Annotated in this window: 16 protein-coding genes and 1 tRNA gene; 9 read left to right on the forward strand and 8 right to left on the reverse strand. The window is 41.5% G+C overall.

The features are described from left to right. Positions 1–30: 30 nt before the first annotated feature. From DIU38_RS28900 to DIU38_RS28925, 6 genes are all read right to left on the reverse strand, one after another. The gene (locus DIU38_RS28900) at positions 31–711 is read right to left on the reverse strand and encodes an OmpA family protein (RefSeq protein WP_112656120.1); all 681 of its coding nucleotides are present in this window, start codon (positions 709–711) and stop codon (positions 31–33) included. A 256-nt stretch (positions 712–967) separates the two neighbouring features. After that, positions 968–2,302 (reverse strand): sensor histidine kinase, encoded by a 1,335-nt coding sequence (locus tag DIU38_RS28905; protein WP_112656122.1) that lies wholly within the window; start codon positions 2,300–2,302, stop codon positions 968–970. 4 nt (positions 2,303–2,306) lie between these two features. Next, complete coding sequence (locus DIU38_RS28910) at positions 2,307–2,990, reverse strand: response regulator transcription factor (protein WP_112656124.1); 684 nt, start codon at positions 2,988–2,990, stop codon at positions 2,307–2,309. Between the two features lie 9 nt (positions 2,991–2,999). Next, positions 3,000–3,908: a hypothetical protein gene (locus DIU38_RS28915; protein WP_143020747.1), complete on the reverse strand. Its 909-nt coding sequence runs from the start codon at positions 3,906–3,908 to the stop codon at positions 3,000–3,002. After that, a complete protein-coding gene (locus DIU38_RS28920) occupies positions 3,898–4,239 on the reverse strand; it encodes a hypothetical protein (RefSeq protein WP_091167264.1) in 342 nt (113 codons plus the stop codon). Before DIU38_RS28920 ends, DIU38_RS28915 begins: the two co-directional genes overlap by 11 nt. Before the next feature lie 185 nt (positions 4,240–4,424). Beyond that, positions 4,425–5,363, reverse strand: a complete 939-nt coding sequence (locus DIU38_RS28925) for an FAD:protein FMN transferase (RefSeq protein WP_112656126.1) — start codon at positions 5,361–5,363, stop codon at positions 4,425–4,427. A 411-nt stretch (positions 5,364–5,774) separates the two neighbouring features. On the opposite strand from DIU38_RS28925, the gene DIU38_RS28930 reads away from it, so the two are divergent. Then, positions 5,775–7,220, forward strand: coding sequence for a glycoside hydrolase (locus DIU38_RS28930; RefSeq protein ID WP_167516308.1), 1,446 nt, complete (start codon positions 5,775–5,777; stop codon positions 7,218–7,220). Between the two features lie 132 nt (positions 7,221–7,352). Here DIU38_RS28930 and DIU38_RS28935 read toward each other — a convergent pair whose 3' ends face one another. Next, positions 7,353–7,829 carry an Lrp/AsnC ligand binding domain-containing protein gene (locus DIU38_RS28935; protein ID WP_090532141.1) on the reverse strand — a complete coding sequence of 159 codons (477 nt, stop codon included), beginning with the start codon at positions 7,827–7,829 and terminating at the stop codon, positions 7,353–7,355. A 151-nt stretch (positions 7,830–7,980) separates the two neighbouring features. Here DIU38_RS28935 and DIU38_RS28940 point away from each other — a divergent pair. The 3 genes from DIU38_RS28940 to DIU38_RS28950 all read left to right on the forward strand — a co-directional run bounded on the left by DIU38_RS28940 (position 7,981) and on the right by DIU38_RS28950 (position 15,351). Continuing rightward, positions 7,981–8,092: transfer RNA gene (locus tag DIU38_RS28940), tRNA-Asp, on the forward strand. Positions 8,093–8,675: 583 nt separating this feature from the next. Next, positions 8,676–12,098, forward strand: coding sequence for a ThuA domain-containing protein (locus DIU38_RS28945; protein WP_112656130.1), 3,423 nt, complete (start codon positions 8,676–8,678; stop codon positions 12,096–12,098). Between the two features lie 214 nt (positions 12,099–12,312). Beyond that, positions 12,313–15,351, forward strand: coding sequence for an FG-GAP-like repeat-containing protein (locus DIU38_RS28950; protein ID WP_112653547.1), 3,039 nt, complete (start codon positions 12,313–12,315; stop codon positions 15,349–15,351). A 115-nt stretch (positions 15,352–15,466) separates the two neighbouring features. Here DIU38_RS28950 and DIU38_RS28955 read toward each other — a convergent pair whose 3' ends face one another. Then, positions 15,467–16,039, reverse strand: coding sequence for a porin family protein (locus tag DIU38_RS28955; protein ID WP_112653554.1), 573 nt, complete (start codon positions 16,037–16,039; stop codon positions 15,467–15,469). A 192-nt stretch (positions 16,040–16,231) separates the two neighbouring features. Here DIU38_RS28955 and DIU38_RS28960 point away from each other — a divergent pair, with 192 nt between their 5' ends. From DIU38_RS28960 to DIU38_RS28980, 5 genes are all read left to right on the forward strand, one after another. After that, positions 16,232–16,447, forward strand: coding sequence for a hypothetical protein (locus DIU38_RS28960; RefSeq protein ID WP_090532134.1), 216 nt, complete (start codon positions 16,232–16,234; stop codon positions 16,445–16,447). A gap of 66 nt (positions 16,448–16,513) precedes the next feature. Then, the gene (locus tag DIU38_RS28965; RefSeq protein ID WP_112653548.1) at positions 16,514–18,262 is read left to right on the forward strand and encodes a S41 family peptidase; all 1,749 of its coding nucleotides are present in this window, start codon (positions 16,514–16,516) and stop codon (positions 18,260–18,262) included. A gap of 127 nt (positions 18,263–18,389) precedes the next feature. Next, entirely contained in the window at positions 18,390–18,896 is a 507-nt protein-coding gene (locus tag DIU38_RS28970; RefSeq protein WP_112653549.1) for a hypothetical protein, read from the forward strand. Between the two features lie 251 nt (positions 18,897–19,147). After that, positions 19,148–20,023, forward strand: coding sequence for an OmpA/MotB family protein (locus tag DIU38_RS28975; protein ID WP_112653550.1), 876 nt, complete (start codon positions 19,148–19,150; stop codon positions 20,021–20,023). A gap of 376 nt (positions 20,024–20,399) precedes the next feature. Then, a complete protein-coding gene (locus DIU38_RS28980; RefSeq protein ID WP_208057663.1) occupies positions 20,400–20,942 on the forward strand; it encodes a hypothetical protein in 543 nt (180 codons plus the stop codon). Positions 20,943–20,975 lie beyond the last annotated feature (33 nt).

The following is a 20,975-nucleotide window of genomic DNA, read 5'->3' on the forward strand; positions in this document are numbered from 1 at the left end:
ACTATTAACTGATCTTATTATTACGCTGTATTACTGGGCAGCCTGTTTTGCCTGCTCCTTCATTTTTTCGTTTGCCACAATGGTGATCTCAACCCTGCGGTTTTGTGCGCGGCCATCGGCAGTGGTATTATCGGCAATTGGTTCGCTTTCGCCCTTGCCGGTCACTGTCATACGTGATGAGGCTACATTACCAGCAACTAAATATGATTTCACAGCATCCGCCCTCTTTACTGAAAGTGTTTGATTATAACTGTCAGATCCGGTATTATCGGTATGGCCAATGATGGTGATATTAGTTTCAGGGTTTTTCTGTAATGAGGCAGCCAGGTTTTGCAGGTTAGTTTCCGCAGCGGGTTTCAAATCTGATTTATTGGTGTCAAATAAAATACCTGAATCAAATTTAACCAAAATGCCTTCACCTTCGCGGGTTACTGTGGCACCCGGCACTGTTTGTTTAATTTCGGCAGCTTGCCTGTCCATATTACGACCGATAAAAGCACCAGCGGTGCCACCTACAGCACCACCTATAATAGCACCTAAAGCGGTATTACCGGCAGCTTTACCAATAAAAGCACCTACTGTACCACCGGCACCCGCGCCAATAGCAGCACCTTTTTGTGTTTTTGTAAGTGAATTACATCCTGAGCCTAATATGCCTGCTGTAGCTAATGCTATACCAAGGGTGGCTACTTTTAATTTAAGCGTTCTCATCGTACTTGTATAATTATGTTATACCGTACTTTTTACAAAGCAGATGCCAAAAAAACCTGATGGCAGTATTATAGACTGCTTCCTTTAAAAGAACACCCTCCATAAATCATAGCAACATTTTTTTAATGATAAGTAAAGTTAATTTCAGTGGAGTAAAGAATGCAGGATTATTGATTTTTACACCACTGCCCGATTTTTAGTACAAAGCAGTAGTAAAATTTTTGCTACAGTACAATTTGGCATGCTTTTTTGAAGTTTAAGAAATTACTATCAACGTGGCCGGGAAAATAAGTTTAAAGGTGCTCCCTTTATCTTTTTCAGAAATTACATTGATTTCAATATCATGAAAGGCCGCTATTGATTTTACAATAGGCAGGCCCAATCCAAAGCTATCTTGTTGTAATGACTGTCTGAATTTTTTAAAGCGGTTAAAGATCAGCGGGATGGCGTCTTCATCTATACCGATGCCAGTATCAGCTATACTGATCAAATATTTGTCATTTACAGCAATGCCTGTTACCTTAATGCTTCCGCCTTCATGATTGTATTTAATGGCATTGTTGATAAGGTTAAAAAACAGGTTAAAGAGTAAAAATTTATTGATGTTGACAAAATGCCAGTTGTCAGGCATCAACATTTCATAGCTGATGTTTTTATCCTGCAGACGAATGGAGATCTCGTCATAAACCTCCTGCAACAGTTCGGATACAGATACCTTGTCTTCTTTTAAAAACTGTTCGTTCTCTATCTGTGAAATGAGCAGCAGCGTTTTCGTAATGCTCTTCAACCGGTTCAGGATCTTTTGCATCTCCAATAACCTGCCTTTAAGCTCATCGTTGATATCCTCCTCCTCAAACATATTCTCGATTTTTGACTGAAGAATAGAGATTGGTGTCATAAGCTCATGCGATGCGTTGGAAATAAACTCCCGCTCTTTATGAAATTTATCCGCAATGGTTTCGATCATGTTATGGATACTGATATCCAAATGCTGAAAATCTGATGTGGTAGTACGTACCTGCCGGTAGGTATGAAAATTAGGGAATTTTTGCCCTACAAGCTTGGTTTTAATAATAAGCCGTAAAGGCTTAAGTACATAGGTTGAATATACCTGGTCGGCTAATACGGTCAACAAGATCATTCCCAGCAATACCTGGAAAGCTATGTTTTGCAGCGGGACGCTGGTTTCATCCAAAGTATCTACACTTTTGCCAATTTCCAGCAGGTAATTTTTGTTCTTAACCTTAAAGGTGTGGCTTAGTATGCGATACTCTAAAGTATCCCCTTCACTAAAAAGCCGCTTGCCTCTTTTTATAGTATCCAGGAAATAATCGGGATCAACTTCGTCCAGGCTGATATATTCTTCCTTAAGCGGGAGGTAGCTGCCGTAGCCTTCGCCGTTTTCGATGTAGGTTTCAATGCCCTTGCTTTTTACAATTTGCAGCAGCTTGTTTTTTTGTTTGATAAGCTTGCTGTCGACATAATTACGGCTGATATTTTTGATCAATACAGGAACAAGCAATACAAACAGTATCACGATAACCAGTTTGGAGATGGCGTTAAAAAGGGTAAGTTTTGTTCCTAATTTCAAATACTCAGACGTTGATCTTTATTTTATAACCCAAACCACGTACCGTTTCCAGCCAGTCGGGCGGGGCATAGGCATTTAATTTTTTACGGATATTTTTAATATGCGCGTCAATATAATTGCTGTCATAGTCATTATTCACCACGCTGCCCCAAATATGCTCGCTCAGCTGCATGCGGGTAAGCGTACGGTTTTTATGTAAAATTAAATAGGCTATGAGGTCAAATTCTTTTTTGGTAATGGTATTAACAACGCTGTTATAATAGGATATAGTACGTGCGGTAAGGTCGATCAGGAAACCACCCAGTTCAACAATGTTATTTTTAACACCAAACTTACGCCTGATGATGGCCTGCATACGGCTTTGCAGCTCAAGCAACGAAAAAGGCTTAGGCAGATAATCGTCGGCGCCAAGGTCGAGGCCTTTGATCCGGTCGTTGATCTCTGCGCGGGCGGTGAGTATAATACATGCCGCCTCCGAATTAGTCTTTTTTGATTCCCTGAGCAGATCAAGGCCGTCATAATCGGGCAGGCCCAGGTCTATCAATATAAAATCATACAGGTTTGTGGCAATTTTTTCGGATGCCGAAGTGCCGTCAAAACAAACCTCGCAGATATAGTTATAGTTTGAAAGAAAAATTTCAAGTTCGTGGGCAAGTGCTGTCTCGTCTTCTATTATTAAAACATTCATGTATTATGACTAATAAAAAACGTAGTAAAAAGTTAAATTATAAAATGACTCGCGCCGGTTAAGCAATACTCCTTCTACGTTAACTGGAATAGAATATTTGTACGAAAATTCAAACGTATAATGCGGCCGGTTATAAGCCACCGGGATTTTGAAGCTGTAATTAAGCATGTTGAACCGGCGGTTACGGCTCGCATAACGCGGGTCATATTGTATAGAAATATTGGCGGCCTCGTCCCTGAAATGATGATCAAGTGAATAGCGCTGAACAAAATTCTGCGTGCCCAGGATGAAATTAAAGGAAGGGTTAAAGGAAAGAAAATCCTGGTCGTCAAAAATGCTCCAGCTGCTTTCCCAGTATTTTGAATTGCTTATCGTTAAAAAAATGTCGTTCGATTTGCCGAAAAGATAATCCAGCACGGCACTTGTTTTCAGGTAATGCCAATCGTATGAGTTTTTAAAATTGATATCATTTGAGGAGGCCGACTTGATAACCTGCGCTGCATCCCTGGCAAAAAAGAACCGCGTATAACTTGCTGAGCCGGAAAAGGCTTTCGAAAATTTGTAAAAATACCCTCCGCCCAAATCAACCTCATCAACAGGGGCATAACCCAAAACTTTAAAGGCCGAGCCATATAAAAAGATACCCGACTTGGTATTATAAATCAGATCGGCAGTAACAAAAGGATATTTTACCGGGCCGGTACGACCAAAAAACAGCACGTCGCTGCCATAACTTACCCCGGCCGAAATTGACCGCTTACGAATAATGGTATCAGAATCGGCTACTAAGGGGTGCTTACCGGCAAAAAGGCGCAAATCAGTATCCGCACCAAATACGGTACCGCTTGCAGCCATAAAAAAAAGTAAGCAAAGGTATTTCATCAATATGGTAAATTGTTTAACCGGTTTAACTGCCATTTCTCCTCGGTATTTCGGGCGGGCGCTCCATGCCTTCGGGGCGGCGCTGCCTTTTTGGTTTGGGCTTAGGCGGTACGGCATCTTCGTCAACGGTAGCCGGCTTAGCCTGCCGCTTTGCTTTGGCTATTTCTTTGATTTTTTTCTTTTCATCCTCCAGTTGCTTTTTGGTTTTGGTAGTAGTATCAGCCGCTAATAAAGTATACGACAACGCACCCGGTTTTTTGTTACCGGCATGAGCAAGTGCATCAATGTTTTTTGTAAGGGCATTGGCAAATGATATACGTGTTGCAAATATCAATAACAGGACAATATACGCAAACCACTTTATCATTGAGGGGAAGAAAAGGTAAAAATAAGGCTCAAATAAAGGACAATTTAAATGTTTACACCAAAATGAGAAAGGTACAACAAATAACAATTCATTTGCAGGAGCACTTGTAAAAATGCCGATGCAAATGAATTATCCAGATCACAATTATGATGAAAGGTTTATGAGTGTACTTTAATGTTTGAAAGTCAGAGCGCGATGTCTTTTGACGGATAAACCCGGTTTTGATCATCAATAATAACGCAGGCCACCTGGTTAAGCTGATTGATCATGTATAAGCCGGCGTTAACACCTATGGTGAGTATCGGTGTGGCCAAAGCGTCGGCAAATTCGGCAGTAGGGCTAAGGATGCTTACGCTTGTAATACCGCTAACCGGAAAACCTTTTTTAGGGTTAAATACGTTGGTGAATTTCTTATTGCTGATACTTGCATATTTTTCGGCATTAACCGATGTTGCAAAAGCAAGATTACTGATCTCCAAATCAGCAAAGGGTTGGTTTAGCTGGCTAATGTCGGCATCGGCAACAGTCCAGGGCTGCAGGTTTGGCTGTAAGCCCCATGCAAGCAGGTCACCGCCAAAATTGATCACGCCGCTGCTCACACCGTTCATTTGCAATACATATTTGGCCCTGTCGGCGGCGTAGCCTTTGCCGTTTGCGCCAAAACCTATGCGCATCCCTTTTTCTTTCAGAAAAACAGTTTGTTTTACAGCATCAAGCACTATGTTTTTGTAGCTGGCCAGTGGAAGCGTACGTTTGGCGGTTTTTACCAAATTGTTTTCGGCTGTGGTTTCGTTAAACGCGTTATCAGCCAGGTAGGTAATATCAAAAGCGCCGTAAGTAAGTTCTGATATTTGCAGTGCCCTGTTAATTAGCCTGAATGTTTCACCATCGGCTTTAACCGGGGCAGCACCGGCATTACGGTTTATGTGGTTGATGCTGCTGTCATCGCTAAAAGCCGAAAGCAATTTTTCAACCCTGTTAATTTCATCAATGGCAATGTCAATTTGCTCATCGGCCAGCAGGGGGTTATTGCCCACTACACTAATCTCAAATTTATCGCCCATTAAACGTATGTTGCGTTTGTAGACTGTTAAATTATCGGTTAAAGTTTTTATAGCCAGCATAATAATAATCTTTTAAGTATCTAAAAATGAACACACAATGCACCGTAAATTACCTTACGCGAGTTTGATCAATTACGCTACATCACTCCTTTACAAAAACTAAAGTAGCGGCGCTTTATGAAATTGAGATGAAAAAGGCTTTTTAATTAATATAATTAACTGATTTTGACATTTTTTAACACTTAAATGATAAAAAGAGTTAAAGCGGGCAGAAGCGCTAACTTTAGAGGGCAGTGTTGAAGCAACATCGAAATAAAATATCTTTTTTCCTCTACTTTTATAAATTTTCAGCAGGATATAGTGTTGAATATCCTGAAAGTAATATAGTCCATATAAAACCTGATTATGTCCATTTATCAGCTTGTTTTATTATCGAAAATTACGGACCAATTATCAATCAAAGAAAAGTTTATGAGAAAGAATCAAATCCTTTCAGCAATAGCTGTGACACTGGCTTGCGCTGTTTTGTCCTGTCGTAAAAATGCTGTGCCTCCTGCACAGCAACGAGTGAATCAGCCAGTTATAAATTCCGTTCAAAGCGGGGGAAGCATAACTGTAGGAATAGGAAGCCCCCTCCAGAAGATTGACCTTATAGGGGCGGGCTGCTATTTTTATAGTGGGCACCTGGTAAACGGGATAACTAATTTTACTGATGCAAGCAACTGGCTTTGGCATGACCTTAATGTAAATGTTTTTAAAATTGTACTTAGAGCTGATGGGGTGGAGGATGTGAATGATAACACAGACCCGAATAACACCGATTTTTCTAAATTTAATTTTACCGGCAATTCTAACCTGGTTGACCAGATAACAGCGTTAAAAAAAGCGCAGCTTACAAATCCGGCTATTAAAGTTTGGGCTATTGTATTATCTCCGCCTAAATATTTGAAAACTAACAATAGCGTTAATAATGGAGGAACGCTTAATGCCAGTGTAACCAATGCTTATAGCGAGTTCGGCGAATTTTTGTATGCTCATATTAAAAATCTAAAAGACAATGGAATAACTGTTAATTATTTGAGCTTAATGAATGAGCCCGATTATCCGTCTTCGGGTATAGCCTATGAATCGGCGGAGTTTACCACAGCGCAAGCCCAAAGTGTATATACAAGCACTGCCGGATGGCTTAAAACTAAATTACAGTCATTGAGTATCTCTGTACCTGTTTTTGCATCTCCGGATTGTATTGATGTAACCCATACCGGATCATATGTTTCGGGGCTTAATGCCTCGGGGAACGTAAGTCTTTTCACCACTCATCAATATTTCAATAGTTCTGCTGCTAACTTTTCATCAGCCTCTTCATCAGCGGGTGCAAAGGGCCTGTATATGACGGAGTGGCATGCTGGCTTTGGTATGGGAACTACACCGGATGAATTAACGGCTGCCCTTGACCTTGTTAATAAATTTCATGATGCCTTTAGGGGCGGAGCCAAAGGCTGGCTGTATTTTGAATGGGGTAATCCTGAAACTAATTTTGGCGGGCTGCTGTATACTCCCTGGGGAGCGCCGGCGGTACGAAAGAAAAATTACTACGTTTTTCAACAATATACGGCTAACCTGCTTAACGAAAATTATATTCCTACAACCTTAACCGGCATAACGAACTTTGGAGCGGATAACGTAAGCGCTTTTACAACCTCAAACAAGGCCGATATTAATGTAGTTAACTGGAATACTGATCCCCAAAACAGGGTTAGGCTGTACTTTGGCGGCAATATAAGTACTATAAGGATTTACAGGACCAGTGCAACGGAAAATAACGCGTTGATTTGGAGCCAGGATAATGTGAATCAAAATTATTATGATGTTGATTATGCCGGAAAATCTTTCACTACAGTAAGGGTGACATGGTAATCGGGTCATGAATTTTCCCTTTTAACGCTCAATAGTCCGTTTTTGGGTAATCAATTTGAGGTTTTCATAAAACAAACGCCTATAGCCCGGTAAAAACCAGGCTGTAGGCGTTTCAATAATTTGAGTAAAAATTTATTCCAGCGTTATTTGCCTCCTGATACTTTCTTCAAGCGAAATGAAGGTTTCGGTACGTTGAATGCCTCTTACACCCTGGATCTGCTCGTTCAAAACTTCACGCAGGTGAGTGGTATCATGACATACAATTTTAGCAAAAATGCTCCATTCGCCGGTAGTGTAATGCAACTCGACAATTTCTTTAATTGTTTTTAATTGCTTTACAGCTTCATTATACTGTGATCCTTTTTCGAGGTAAATACCCAGGAATGCAGTGATGTCATATCCTAACTTTTGCGGATCTACCTCAAGGCTGGCCCCTTTTATTACACCCATCTCCTCTAACTTTTTCATCCGCACGTGTATGGTTCCGCCAGAAACAATCAACTCTTTAGCTATCTCGGTGTATGGAGTGGTAGCATTTTTCATTAATATTGATAAAATCTGGATGTCAAGATTATCAATTTCTAAATTTTGAGCTTTTCTGTGGGACATAAATTTGAATATCTATATTGAAATACAAGTTTAATTAAAATTCGATTAAAAATAAAATATTTTTGTTGAAATATTTGCAAGAAATAGATAGTCCTATTAAATTTGTATCAAGCAAAAGGGAAATGCTTAATGTTCTTTAAAGTAAAAACAATGTTGGGTGGTGAAATTTTTGGCAGACACACCTCCTTGTCCCGGTGGCGGAGATCATGGAAAACCCGAAGCGGGCTAACCACTCTGTGAAGGTTCGAATCCTTCCCCAACAGCAAGTTTAAGTACAAAGTCAGAAGTCTTAAGTCAAAAGACTTAGAACTTCAGACTAACGACTTAAGACTTACAATACTGTAGGATGGTGAAATTTTTGGCAGACACACCTCCTTGTCGCGGTGGCGGAGAAATTGGGAAACTTTTAGCAATAAAAATAACCACTCCGTGAAGGTTCGACTCCTTCTCCTACAGCTCTTCTCATAATTTAGGTTTATAATTGGTTAGTAAAGGCCCCTGCCCATCAGGGGCTTTGCTGTTTTTACAGCTTTTTTATTTTGCATTCTCCAAAATATTGTAATCAGCTTAAGCCAATTCGCATAACATCATCCTGATATCTTCACGGGCACCTGCCGACAAAAGCAGGAAAAGAAATAACTTTTCTGTACATGACCGGGCATAGCAAAAACCGTCAGAATTACAGTAAAAATAATGTGTCATTTTTACACATTGCATATTGTTTCGTAAAGATTTAGTTATAAATTTGGTAGGCAGCAATTTATTGCAATCGATTGTGGTATATTGCTGCCTTGAGTCCTGAAACCGATCCGAACACCAATTAACCCAATCTGCAATTAAGTCGATATGAAAAAAATCGTCCTGATGGTTCTTGTGGCATTCAGCTGCATTTACTTATCCTGTAACAAAACACGCCCCAATAAACCGCGCGTGCTTATCTTTTCAAAAACAATGGGCTTTCACCATGTATCCATCAATGCAGGTATAGCCGCTATCAAAAAGCTTGGCGCCGAAAATGGCTTTGAGGTAGACACTACAAAAAACTCGGCAATGTTTAACGAGGATACCCTCAAAAAGTATTCAACTGTTATTTTCTTAAGCACTACTGCCGATGTACTTGATTACAGGCAGGAAGCGGCCTTTGAACGTTATATCCAAGCGGGGGGCGGTTATGTAGGCATTCATGCTGCCGCCGATACAGAATATGACTGGGGGTGGTATGGTCGCCTGGTTGGCGCCTGGTTTTATGACCACCCGGGTATCCATGATAAAAACCCGAATGTACAGCCCGGTACTTATAATATAGTTGACGCCAACAATGATGCAACTAAAGATCTGCCTAAAGTATGGAAACGTACCGATGAGTTTTACAGTTTCCGCAAGCCATTAGCCACAGATGTACATGTACTCATTACCCTTGATGAAAACAGTTACAAAGGAGGGAAGCGTATGGGCAACCACCCTGCCACCTGGTATCATGATTTTGACGGGGGGCGTGCGTTTTATACAGCTATGGGCCATACCGACGAAAGTTATAAAGAAACAGGCTACCTGAAAATGCTGCTTGCCGGTATTAAATATGCCATAGGCGAAAATAAGGAATTGGATTACAGCAAGGCTAAAACCCAACTGCCACCCGATGAGGATCGCTTTAAAAAGACACAATTATCAACCGGCGAATTTTTTGAGCCAACCGAGATGACCATATTGCCGAACCTAGATATTATGGTGATCCAGCGCCGCGGCGAGATCATGCTGTACAAGCACGATACGCAGAAGGTGAAACAGGTTGGTTTTTTTGATGTGTATTGGAAAGCCCATGTGCCCAATGTAAATGCCGAAGAAGGGATGCTTGGACTGGCTAAAGACCCTGAGTTTGAAAAAAACAACTGGATTTATATTTATTATAGTCCTGCCGATAGTTCGGTAAACCGCCTTTCGAGGTTTACGTTTAAAAACGATACCCTGGATAAAAAAACGGAGAAGGTTATTTTGGAGGTGAAAGCCCAGCGTGATATCTGCTGCCACACAGGTGGCTCGATAGCATTCGGTCCTGGGCCTGATAAAACCCTGTTCTTCTCGGCCGGAGATAACTCAACTCCGTTTGACGAAAAAGGACAGAAGTACGTAAGCAGCGGTTATGCACCGCTTGATGACAGGCCGGGTCACCTGCAGTTTGATGCCCGCCGCTCGGCTGGTAATACCAATGACCTTCGCGGTAAAATTATGCGTATCAACCTTAAAGATGACGGCACATATGAAATCCCCGAAGGCAACCTGTTCCCGAAAGGTACGCCAAAAACCCGCCCGGAGATTTATGTAATGGGCGACAGGAACCCATACCGGATTTCGGTAGATCAGAAAAACGGCTACCTGTACTGGGGCGAAGTGGGTCCGGATGCGCACAATGACAGCCTTGACAACCGTGGCCCCATGGGATACGACGAGGTTAACCAGGCTAAAAAAGCGGGTAACTTTGGCTGGCCATATTTTGTAGGCGATAACAAACCGTACCACCTTTATGATTATGCCACAGGCAAATCGGGCCCGGCGTTTGATCCTAAGCACCCGGTTAATAACTCGCGTAATAACACAGGTTTAACCGATCTGCCGCCGGCGCAACCTGCATTTATCTGGTATCCTTATGGCCCATCGGCAGATTTTCCGCAGGTTGGTACCGGCGGTCGTAACGCTATGGCTGGTCCGGTTTATTATACAGATATGTTCCCGGAAGAAACCCGCCTGCCTGATTATTACAACGGTAAGTTTTTAGCATACGATTGGATGCGCGGTTGGATAAAGGCCATCACGCTAACTCCAGAAGGTGATTTTGATAAGATGGAACCTTTCTTCCCTAAATTGAAGGTAAACTCCATGATTGATATGGAAGTTGGCCCAGATGGCAGGCTTTATGGTTTGGAGTACGGCAGCGGTTGGTTTTCACATAACCCGGATGCTGGCCTGTTCCGTATTGACTATATTTCAGGCAACCGTCCTCCCGAAATTTCATCTTTTAAAGCTGATAAAACATCTGGCGTACTGCCTTTTACTGTTAAGTTGACTGCCAAAGCCGCTGATCCGGAAAAAGATAATATTTCTTACACCTGGAACCTGGGTAATGGTGTAACTAAAGAAACAACCACCCCATCGCTTAGCTATACTTACACAACAGTTGGCGATTACAAAATTACTGTTGAAGCAAAAGACGATAAAGGTGCAGCAAGCAAAAGTGCGCCGGTTAGTGTTTACGCAGGTAACGAACAACCAACTGTTAGCATCAATATCAGTGGTGGTAATAAATCGTTCTACCTGCCTGGCGTGCCGTTCAAATATGCGGTTAACGTAACCGATGGACCTGACACCAAAGCGATAGATCCAAAACGTATTTATGTTGGGCTTGATTATATCGAAGGCTTCGATAAAGCACAATCAGCCACGCAGCATGAGCAAGGCGAACCCGAAAACCGCGGTAAAACACTCATGTTAACTATGGATTGCAAAAGCTGCCATAAGGAAGACGGTAAATCAATAGGCCCGTCATTTGTTCAGGTTGCGGCCAGATACAAAAAAGATCCTAATGCCATGGCCAAACTCACCCAAAAGGTAATTAAAGGTGGTGCCGGTGTTTGGGGTGAAACAGCTATGTCTGCCCATCCAAACATTAAGCAGGGCGACCTTGATCAGATCATTAACTGGGTGCTTTCGCTCGATAACAGCAATCAGAAACCTTCGTTAGCTGCATCTGGCACTATTATGCCTGCTCCGCCTGAAAAACAGCAGTCGGCAGCCTTAGTGTTATCGGCCAAATACACTGATAATGGCGGTAACGATATTAAGAAATTAACAGGTAGCAGCATTGTATCGTTAAACAGCAGTACTTACCAGTTTAAAGGCACCGAAAAATTCAACGGGTTTACCGCCTTTAAATACAATGGCATTAACCTGATGATCTATCCGGCTACCGACGGTTGGTTTGCATTGGAGAATATCGATTTAACAGGCGTACGCTCCATTAACCTAACCAATTTCTGGCAAGCACCACCTACTGCTCCGCTTAATTTTGAATTAAGGCTCGATTCGGAAACAGGAGCCCTTGCAGGTAAAGGAAGTATGCCTGTGCCTGCTAAGGATGCTAAAGGCGGCGCTGTTCACCTGGTACTTACGCCGGTAACTGACGGTAAAATGCATAAGCTGTTCTTTATATACAAACCGACAAGTAAAGCCGCTATGACAGCAGGGGTAACATCAGTTGTGTTTAGTGCGAAGTAGCTTTCACGTGTTATGGCGGGGGGAGTTACGAGATTATCATACTATTCGCTGGCATAATTTTATTTAGATCTACAAAATCAAAAAACCGTATCATAAAATAAATGATACGGTTTTTTGATTTTGTTGTTAATGCGTCGGCATTATTAAGATGGTTTCGGATCGTTTTTAATATTATATCTTAGTGCAAATTTTGAACTTGAACCTTGCACTTCTTATGATATTACAACGGATCGGTGCCTTTTTATTATCATTTCTGCTACTTATATCAGTTAACGCCAATGGCCAGGCTCCGGCTATAAATGCATTTTCCCCTTCAAGCGGTCCTGTTGGTACAATTGTTAATCTCGATGGCGCCAACTTTAATGCAAATGCTTCCGGTAATACGGTTTATTTTGGACCGGTAAAGGCAAATATTATATCGGCAAGTAATACACATTTAACTGTTAGCGCTCCCAAAGGTGCAACTTGTCAGCCCATTACTGTTACCAATAATAGACTTACCTGTTACTCCAAACAGCCTTTTATTATAACGTTTAATAGTACACCTTTTACCGCCAGTTCATTAAACGGAAAGATTGATTTTCAATCGGGTAATTACCCTTATGGTCTTGCCATAAAGGATTTGGACGGAGACGGTAAGGCCGATATTGTATGCGTTAACAGTGGCGGCAATAATGTTTCGTTTTTAAAGAATAACAGCCAGCTGGGTGTACCAGTCTTCACACTCGCTACTCAAAAAGCAGTAAATAATTATTCAAATGGCTTAGCTGTTGATGATTTAGATGGGGATGGTAAACCAGATGCTGTAGTTGCAAACTTTGGTAACAACACTATTTCTATATTCAAAAATACGTCTGCTAATAATCAGATAAATTTTGATAATGCTGTTACATTTAATACAGGGCAAAGTCCCTACGCTATCGCGATTGCTGATTTTAATGGGGATGGTAAACCTGATCTGGCAGTTACCAACGAGTATAGTTATCCATCGTACATTTCGATATACACTAATTCAACGCCGCCAAATGGCCCGATTTCTTTTTTAGCAGAAAGGGATTTTCCTTCATTAACCAATTCCAGAGGGATCAGCGCTACCGACGTAAATTTAGATGGCAAAGCAGATCTTATTGTGGCCAGTCAGGACGGTTTTGTCTCGGTATTTAAAAATACCTCTGCCGGCAGCACCATCAATTTTGATGCGAAAATTGACTACAGTGTGCCATCAAGTGGCGGAGGGGCTGAAAGTGTGGTAGTTTTAGATTTTGATGGAGATTTAAAACCGGATATTGCAGTTGCTGATAATAATTTGCCTGGAAGTGTTTCAGTATGGAAAAACAATAGCTCGGCAGGTTCAGTTTCTTTTGTAAGCAGACAGGATTTTTCTACAGGCCAAAACCCTTTTAGTATCTGCGCCGGAGATATCAATGGAGATGGTAAACCAGACCTTGCCGTAACCAACCAGGTTGATAATTCGATATCGGTACTTATAAACAGCAGTTCGTCGGGCAGTATTAATTTTAATAACAAATTGGATTTTGCGACTGGTAATTATCCAAGAAGCGCTGTTATGGGTGACATAGATGGAAACGGCAGGCCCGATCTTATTGTTGGAAACAACGCAGGCAGCACCGTGTCGATATTGTCGGCAAATAGCCAAAAACTGCCGTCAATAATTACTTTCCCGCCTCCCGAAACAATGAATATCGATAATGATAATATTCTGCATCCGGGCGCAACAAGTACAAATACTGAAACTCCTATTATCTATACAAGCAGTAATCCCGCTGTTGCTTATGTAGATGCAAACGGCTTGATCCATGTTATTGCTCCGGGTGTAACGGTAATAACTGCTTCGCAAAATCGCAATGATAATTATGACCCGGCAACTCCGGTTCCTGAAACTTTTACGATTAAGGAGAACCTCTTGCTCGCTTTCCCTCCGTTTGCAAACAAAACTACCTGTACCGCCGACTTCAATGCCAATGTTAGCAGGAGCAATGCTACAATACCTGTAATGTATACCACCAGCAATCCTGCCGTCGCTACCATAAATGCCCAGGGACTAATCCATATTACAGGCCCCGGATCCACTATTATTACGGCAAATCAAAGCGGTGACGACTTGCACAATGCCGCCACTGTGTCACAGCAACTAACCGTTATTTTGCCGGTTAGTCCAGCAGTAACTATAGTCGTCGATAATAGTCCTGTATGCGAGGGGACATCCATTAACTTTACCGCAACTCCAACACATACGTCGGGCGGCACAATAAATTATCAATGGCAGATAAATGGCGTAAATACAGGAACAAACAGTCCGGTACTCACAATAACTTCGGCTACAGCTACGGATGTTTTCGCCTGTACTATCACTGAAGTTGGCTCCTGCACATTATCAGCCAGTTCAAATAATATAACCAACATAATCTTTTTGCCTTATAAAACCCCATCAGTGGTTATTACGTCGTCCGTTCAAACCCCGGTATGCAGCGGTACATCTATCAGCTTCGCAGCGGTGCCAACTCCTGCAGGCGGCAATGTAATTTACCAGTGGAAAGTTAATGGCATACCGGCAGGAAATGGATTACCCACTTTTACCACTAAAACACTCAGCAATAACGACAAAGTGAGCTGCGATATAATCAATACCAGCAGCCCCTGTCTCGTTAACGCCTATGCAACATCAAACGTCATTTCAGCAGACATAATTGGCAACTCGGGTCCTTCATTAACGGTTTCAATAAGTGCTTCCGAAAATAACATTTATGAAGGCGCCCTGGTTAGTTTTGTAGCTACGTCATCAAATGCAAGTATGGTAAGCAACTACCAATGGCAGGTAAACGACATAAATGCTCCAAATGGCAACAGTTATATATTTAACACCAACCAATTAAAAAACAATGATGAAATAACTTGCATAATTACCAGCACCGATGCCTGTAGCATACCGGTAACAAGTAGCCCAATTAAAATAACGGTACAACTTCTAAATGTTACTATACCCAATACATTTAGCCCAAATGGCGATGGAATAAATGATTTTTGGAGCATTCCTGCTTTATCCAACTATCCTAATTGTTCTGTGAGGATTTTCACCCGTTATGGGCAGGCGGTATATGATACAAAAGGATATGGTAAACCCTGGGACGGGACTTATAAAGGAAAATTATTGCCGGTATCAACCTATTATTATATTGTTAAACTGGATAATAAAATCCAACCTTTTAGTGGGTATGTTACTATCATTAGATAGAGATTACAACCTAATCATAGGTAATTACTTTTAACTAGATATAAAACAGGGCTGTTCATGATTTATGACAGCCCTGTTTTATATTAATCAACATGTCCTCGCGGACATTATCAACTTAAAAAATCTTAAAGCCCACACTCAGTGCCCAAAGGTTTTGGCGTTTAGCAAAACTGTCGCTCACTTTGGTTAAGCCGCCTTCGTAACGCAAATCGGCAGTGATTGAACCTATATCAACACCGGCCCCGGCCTGGAAACCAATATTGCTTTTGTTAAAATTATTGAATGCATTACCTACGTTATTACTTACGCTGGTGCTTTGATCAAGCGTGTAAGTATAAATAGGACCTGCCATAATGCGGAAGTTCAGATCTTTTTGGCCGAATGACTTACCTACCAATAATGGCACATTCAGGTTAGTGAACCTTACCTTGCCACTAAATGCGGTATTATTATCATTTGATTCAAATTTACCGCCGGTGCCGCTCAGGTAAAGCTCTGGCTGTAAGTAAACGCCGTTGCCTACGCGGGCAAATAAACCAGCCTGGTAGCCAGTCAGGTTTTTGTCGTTAAAATTATCGGAGCCAATTTTTGAAAAATTGACACCTCCTTTTACGCCTAAAGAAAATTGTGCTTTTGCACTGATGCTTACAGCTATCAGCAATACTGCACTTAATAGATACTTTTTCATGATTTTAGATGTTAAATGTAAAGCCATAAACGCACGTTATCCTTTAAATTGTATACGGCCCTACGCTATTAATTTACTTTGGTTATAACCCGGCCCATATTTGAGCCGTATTACGTATTATCAATACACGAGCCAAACAATTAGCAGTAGCAACTTGGTATTTTTTATATTTTTGCTGAAAATAAATTGAACATGGCTGAAATCAGTATTACCAACAAGGATTGGGAACGCGTAAAAATTAAGATTCAACGTAAATACAACCACCTTACAGACGAGCAGTTAAAATACAGCGAAGGACAGGAAGAAAGCTTGATTACCAAACTGATGGACCTGGTAAACCGCGATCGTAAATATGTGGTTTTTACCCTAAAAAAGGCCCTCGTGAATATTGATACCAACCGACTGTAAAATAGACACTGCGGTTATACAAACTGGATAGCTTTTTTGTATTTTTATTTTTTTCGAGGATAAATGATGAAACAGGGTTTAGTGTTCAAAAAAGAATACAAAAGAGCAGGCTTATTTGCAGGTATTGCCTTGCTGGCCGCGGGTATAGTGGGTTTTAATGACGACCTGTTCCAGATCTCTAAGAACCTTGATGTTTTTGCCTCTGTTTATAAAGAGGTTAATATCAATTATGTTGATGATATCAATTCGGCCAAGCTGGTAAAAACCGGCGTTGATGCCATGCTCGATGGCCTTGATCCTTATACCGAGTTTGTGCCCGAATCGGAAATTGAAGATTATAAGCTGCATTACGTAAGTACCCAGTATGGCGGCATTGGCGCCAGTATTTTTTTGCGTAACGGTAAAGTATTTGTATCGGAAGTGTTTGCGGGCTTCCCGGCCCAAAAAGGAGATGTACACCCCGGCGATCAGCTCCTGAAGATAAACGATGTTGACCTTAACGGCAAGAATAATGACCAGGTGAGCCAACTGCTGAAAGGCTCAAAGGGTGCGGCCATAAAACTGTTCATCAAACGGGATAATACACCTCAGCCATTTGAAAAGAACCTGGTTCGTGACGAGATCAAACAGCCCAATGTATCGTACTTTGGCATGGTTGATGGCAACATGGGATACATTAAACTGGATAAGTTTCTTGAAAATTCGGCTGCCGAAGTTACCAATGCCCTCGTGGAGCTAAAAAAGAAAAATCCCAGCGGTATCATTCTTGATCTTCGCTCAAACGGCGGCGGTATTTTACAGGAAGCCGTAAAAATAGTGAACCTTTTTGTGCAGAAAGATGTGGAGATCGTATCGCAAAAAGGGAAGATAAAGGAAAAGAACTTTACTTACAGCACCATCAGCGCACCGCTCGAACCTGATTTGCCTTTGGTGGTATTGGTAAACAGCCATTCGGCATCGGCAAGTGAAATTGTTGCCGGCGCTCTGCAGGACCTCGACCGCGCGGTGATCATCGGGCAGCGCAGTTATGGCAAAGGCCTGGTACAGCAAACTTTCAATTTACCATACAATAGCCTGGTAAAAATTACCATTGCCAAATACTATGTGCCTTCGGGCCGTTGTATCCAGGAGCTGGATTATACCCACCGTAAGGATGATGGCAGTGTGGTAAAAGTTGCCGATTCGCTGATCCATGAATTTAAAACAAAGAACGGCCGTTCTGTTTATGACGGCAGCGGCATTTACCCAGACCTGTTTATTAAACAGGAAAAATTTGCTAATGTTACCCAGGCATTGGTGGGCAAACTGCTGATATTTGATTATGCCACAGTTTACCACGATAAGCACGCTAAAATTGCCGATGCCCGTTCGTTTACGCTATCTGACGGTGAATACAATGACTTTATAAAATACCTGGCCGATAAAAACTATAGCTACACCACCGCATCCGAAAAATTGTTAACCTCCTTAAAAGTTGAAGCCACAAAGGATAAACAGTTCAACGATATCCAGGCCGAGTATGAAGGCTTGAAAACCAAACTTATTGCCAGCAAAAAGAATGACCTCATTCAACACAAGGACGAAATAAAACAAGTACTGGAAAACGAAATAGCATCACGCTATTACTACGAAAAAGGCCGTTACGAAACCAACTTTAAATACGATAAGGAACTTGCGCAGAGCGTAAAAACGATGCAGGACAAGGCCCAGCTGGTATCAATACTAAAAGGCGAAGGCTTCTATAAAGTTATCGGAAAACCTGTATTGGCCATGGCCGCTAAAAAAGCAGCCGATAAAGATAGCGACGACGAATAAGCTGAACACCAGTCTGTTTCAATTCAAAATATACATTGTATCCAATTAGTTACCCGTTGCAACATGTAACGGGTTAAACTTTTATGCACGGTTATTGTCATACCTACAAACAAAACAATAACACAACATGAAAAAGATAATTTTAACAGCTGCTATTTTATTAAGCAGCTTAACTGTAAAAATAGCCAGCGCCCAAATAAGCTTAAATATTAATATCGGTAGCCAACCTGCCTGGGGCCCCGTAGGTTATGACCATGTAGATTATTATTACCTGCCCGATATTGATTCTTATTACGATATCAATGCCCACCAGTATGTTTATTTTGATAATAATGTTTGGGTTCATGGGGCTATGTTGCCGCCACGTTTTGGTAACTATGATGTATATCGCAGCTACAAGGTAGTAGTTAACGAGCGCACCCCTTGGATTAGGAACGATGTTTACAAACGTAAATATGCTTCATACAAAGGCCGTCATGATCAGGTTGTAATTCGTGATAGCCACGATGAAAAATACCGTAACCATTGGGTTGAACGTAAAACCGTGCGCAGGGTTGACGTAAAATACAAATCAAACGGGAATAAGCGCGGTCATGATGGTCATGACAAACACGGCAATGGCCACCGCGATTAAAGTTTGCATAGCTATATTTTTGATTGTTTTTATGAAGGACTGTCCCCTAAAAAGGACAGTCCTTTTTTCTTGCAATTCCCCTTATATCTTCCCTTAGGGGCATAGTTGGCCTTCGGCACAAAAGTTGCCCGTTTATGTCACATTTGGGTTAACTTTTATAGTTTGTTTACTTAGGTTTAGCTATAAACAAACATTATATTCGTTACTTAGTTAACCGATTTATTGTTAAACGATTTAAATCAAATTACACCATGAAATACCGAATATCCATTTTGGCGCTGCTTGTAACAGCAGTATTAGGCCAAAGCTGTGTAAGCAGCAAAAAATACAAAGAGCTGGATGCTAATTACACCCAATTGCAAAACAGTACCAAAGACCTGAGCATTAAATACCAAACCAGCGAACAGGCCCTTGCCGTAGCACGTAGCCGTAACAAAAGCCTTGAAGAGCAAATTGAGCAGCAAAAAACAAATGTAACCGCTTTGCAGGATGCTTTGAACAAATGTTTAAACTCAAGCAGTCAGGGCAATGTGAACATATCAAAGCTGGTTGATGAGATCAATGCTTCAAACCGCTACATACAACAACTGGTTAACGCTAAAAACAAAAGCGATTCGCTTAACATGGTGTTGACCAACAACCTTACCCGCTCATTAACTCCGCAGGAAACCCAGGATGTTGATGTAAAGGTTTTGAAAGGAGTGGTTTACATTTCATTATCTGATAACATGCTGTATAAATCGGGTAGTTATGAAATATCTGATAAGGCGGGTGCAACTTTAAGCAAGATAGCCAAGATCATTATGGACTATAGCAATTATGACGTGCTGATTGAAGGTAACACAGATAATGTTCCTATTTCGCAGAAAAATATCCGTAACAACTGGGATTTAAGTGCTTTACGTGCCTCATCAGTAGTGCAGGCCCTGCAAACCACTTACCAGGTTGATCCTAAACGTTTAACTGCCGGTGGCCGCGGTGAGTATAATCCTATCGCGGATAACTCAACCCCGAGTGGTAAAGCACAAAACAGGCGTACGCAAATTATCATAACACCAAAATTGGATCAGTTTATGGACCTGATAGGCAAAGCACCGGCCGATCAGCCCGCGCCGCCTAAACAATAATTGTAGTTTAGCTATCAATATTTCAAGCCACCCGGTTAGGGTGGCTTTTTTTATGCAGCTATTTTCGTATGTTTTTGCATACAGTATTGCAATGGCTAAAGCAGGGCTCCGGGAATCCCGGAAAGCTTTTATTTACCATATAATTATTAACCGAATGATAACAAAAAACAGTTTTTTTAATTTGGAATATTGCTCATTTAATTAAGACGGAAAATAACTAACATTTGCTGTGTTACAATTAATTGAGCTTGCTTCATTACACTAAGGTTGCCATTACAATGGCATTTGTTTTGAATAAATGGAGCAACAGATATTAAGACAGGTTAAACCAAGGGCTTTAACCATAGTCATATAAATATAACTTATTACACGCGTTATGAAAAAGATGATTTTATCGGCAGTTATTTTGTTAAGCTGCTTCTCTGCAAAAATAGCTTCTGCACAGGTTAGTATTGGTTTAGGGATCAACATAGGTAGTCAGCCCGATTGGGGCCCTGTAGGCTATGATCATGTTGACTACTATTACATGCCTGATATTGATGCTTACTACGATGTGCCAACCCATAATTATATTTACTATGAAAACAACGTATGGGTACACCGCAGGTATTTACCTGTAAGGTATCGTAACTATAATGTTTACAATGGATATAAAGTTGTGGTAAATGAGCGTAACCCATGGATACGCAACGCGTACTACAGGGACCATTATTCAGGCTATCGCGGCCGTCATGATCAGGTGATCATCCGCAACAGCCGTGATGTAAGATATGCCAATCACTGGCGCGGCGGCGACCGCGGATGGCATGGCGGTAACCCAAACAGAGGCGGATGGCACGGTGGCGGTGATCATGGTCATGGTGGCGGTCACGGTGGTGACGGCGGACATGGTCACGGCGGTGGTCACGGACATCACTAATAAACATTATTATATAGCATAGGCTTCCTGAAA

The sequence above is a fragment of the Mucilaginibacter metallidurans genome (assembly GCF_003286435.2).
Lineage (GTDB): Bacteria > Bacteroidota > Bacteroidia > Sphingobacteriales > Sphingobacteriaceae > Mucilaginibacter > Mucilaginibacter gossypii.

Excerpts from the sequence above, each read along its gene's own strand:
- DIU38_RS28970 (WP_112653549.1), top strand. The coding sequence starts at position 18,390 with ATGAAAAAGATAATTTTAACAGCTGCTATTTTATTAAGCAGCTTAACT.
- DIU38_RS28960 (WP_090532134.1), top strand. The coding sequence starts at position 16,232 with ATGGCTGAAATCAGTATTACCAACAAGGATTGGGAACGCGTAAAAATT.
- DIU38_RS28925 (WP_112656126.1), bottom strand. The coding sequence starts at position 5,363 with ATGCTGGCTATAAAAACTTTAACCGATAATTTAACAGTCTACAAACGC.
- DIU38_RS28920 (WP_091167264.1), bottom strand. The coding sequence starts at position 4,239 with ATGATAAAGTGGTTTGCGTATATTGTCCTGTTATTGATATTTGCAACA.
- DIU38_RS28955 (WP_112653554.1), bottom strand. The coding sequence starts at position 16,039 with ATGAAAAAGTATCTATTAAGTGCAGTATTGCTGATAGCTGTAAGCATC.
- DIU38_RS28945 (WP_112656130.1), top strand. The coding sequence starts at position 8,676 with ATGAAAAAAATCGTCCTGATGGTTCTTGTGGCATTCAGCTGCATTTAC.
- DIU38_RS28930 (WP_167516308.1), top strand. The coding sequence starts at position 5,775 with ATGAGAAAGAATCAAATCCTTTCAGCAATAGCTGTGACACTGGCTTGC.
- DIU38_RS28900 (WP_112656120.1), bottom strand. The coding sequence starts at position 711 with ATGAGAACGCTTAAATTAAAAGTAGCCACCCTTGGTATAGCATTAGCT.
- DIU38_RS28915 (WP_143020747.1), bottom strand. The coding sequence starts at position 3,908 with ATGGCAGTTAAACCGGTTAAACAATTTACCATATTGATGAAATACCTT.
- DIU38_RS28910 (WP_112656124.1), bottom strand. The coding sequence starts at position 2,990 with ATGAATGTTTTAATAATAGAAGACGAGACAGCACTTGCCCACGAACTT.
- DIU38_RS28935 (WP_090532141.1), bottom strand. The coding sequence starts at position 7,829 with ATGTCCCACAGAAAAGCTCAAAATTTAGAAATTGATAATCTTGACATC.
- DIU38_RS28975 (WP_112653550.1), top strand. The coding sequence starts at position 19,148 with ATGAAATACCGAATATCCATTTTGGCGCTGCTTGTAACAGCAGTATTA.
- DIU38_RS28965 (WP_112653548.1), top strand. The coding sequence starts at position 16,514 with ATGAAACAGGGTTTAGTGTTCAAAAAAGAATACAAAAGAGCAGGCTTA.
- DIU38_RS28950 (WP_112653547.1), top strand. The coding sequence starts at position 12,313 with ATGATATTACAACGGATCGGTGCCTTTTTATTATCATTTCTGCTACTT.
- DIU38_RS28980 (WP_208057663.1), top strand. The coding sequence starts at position 20,400 with ATGAAAAAGATGATTTTATCGGCAGTTATTTTGTTAAGCTGCTTCTCT.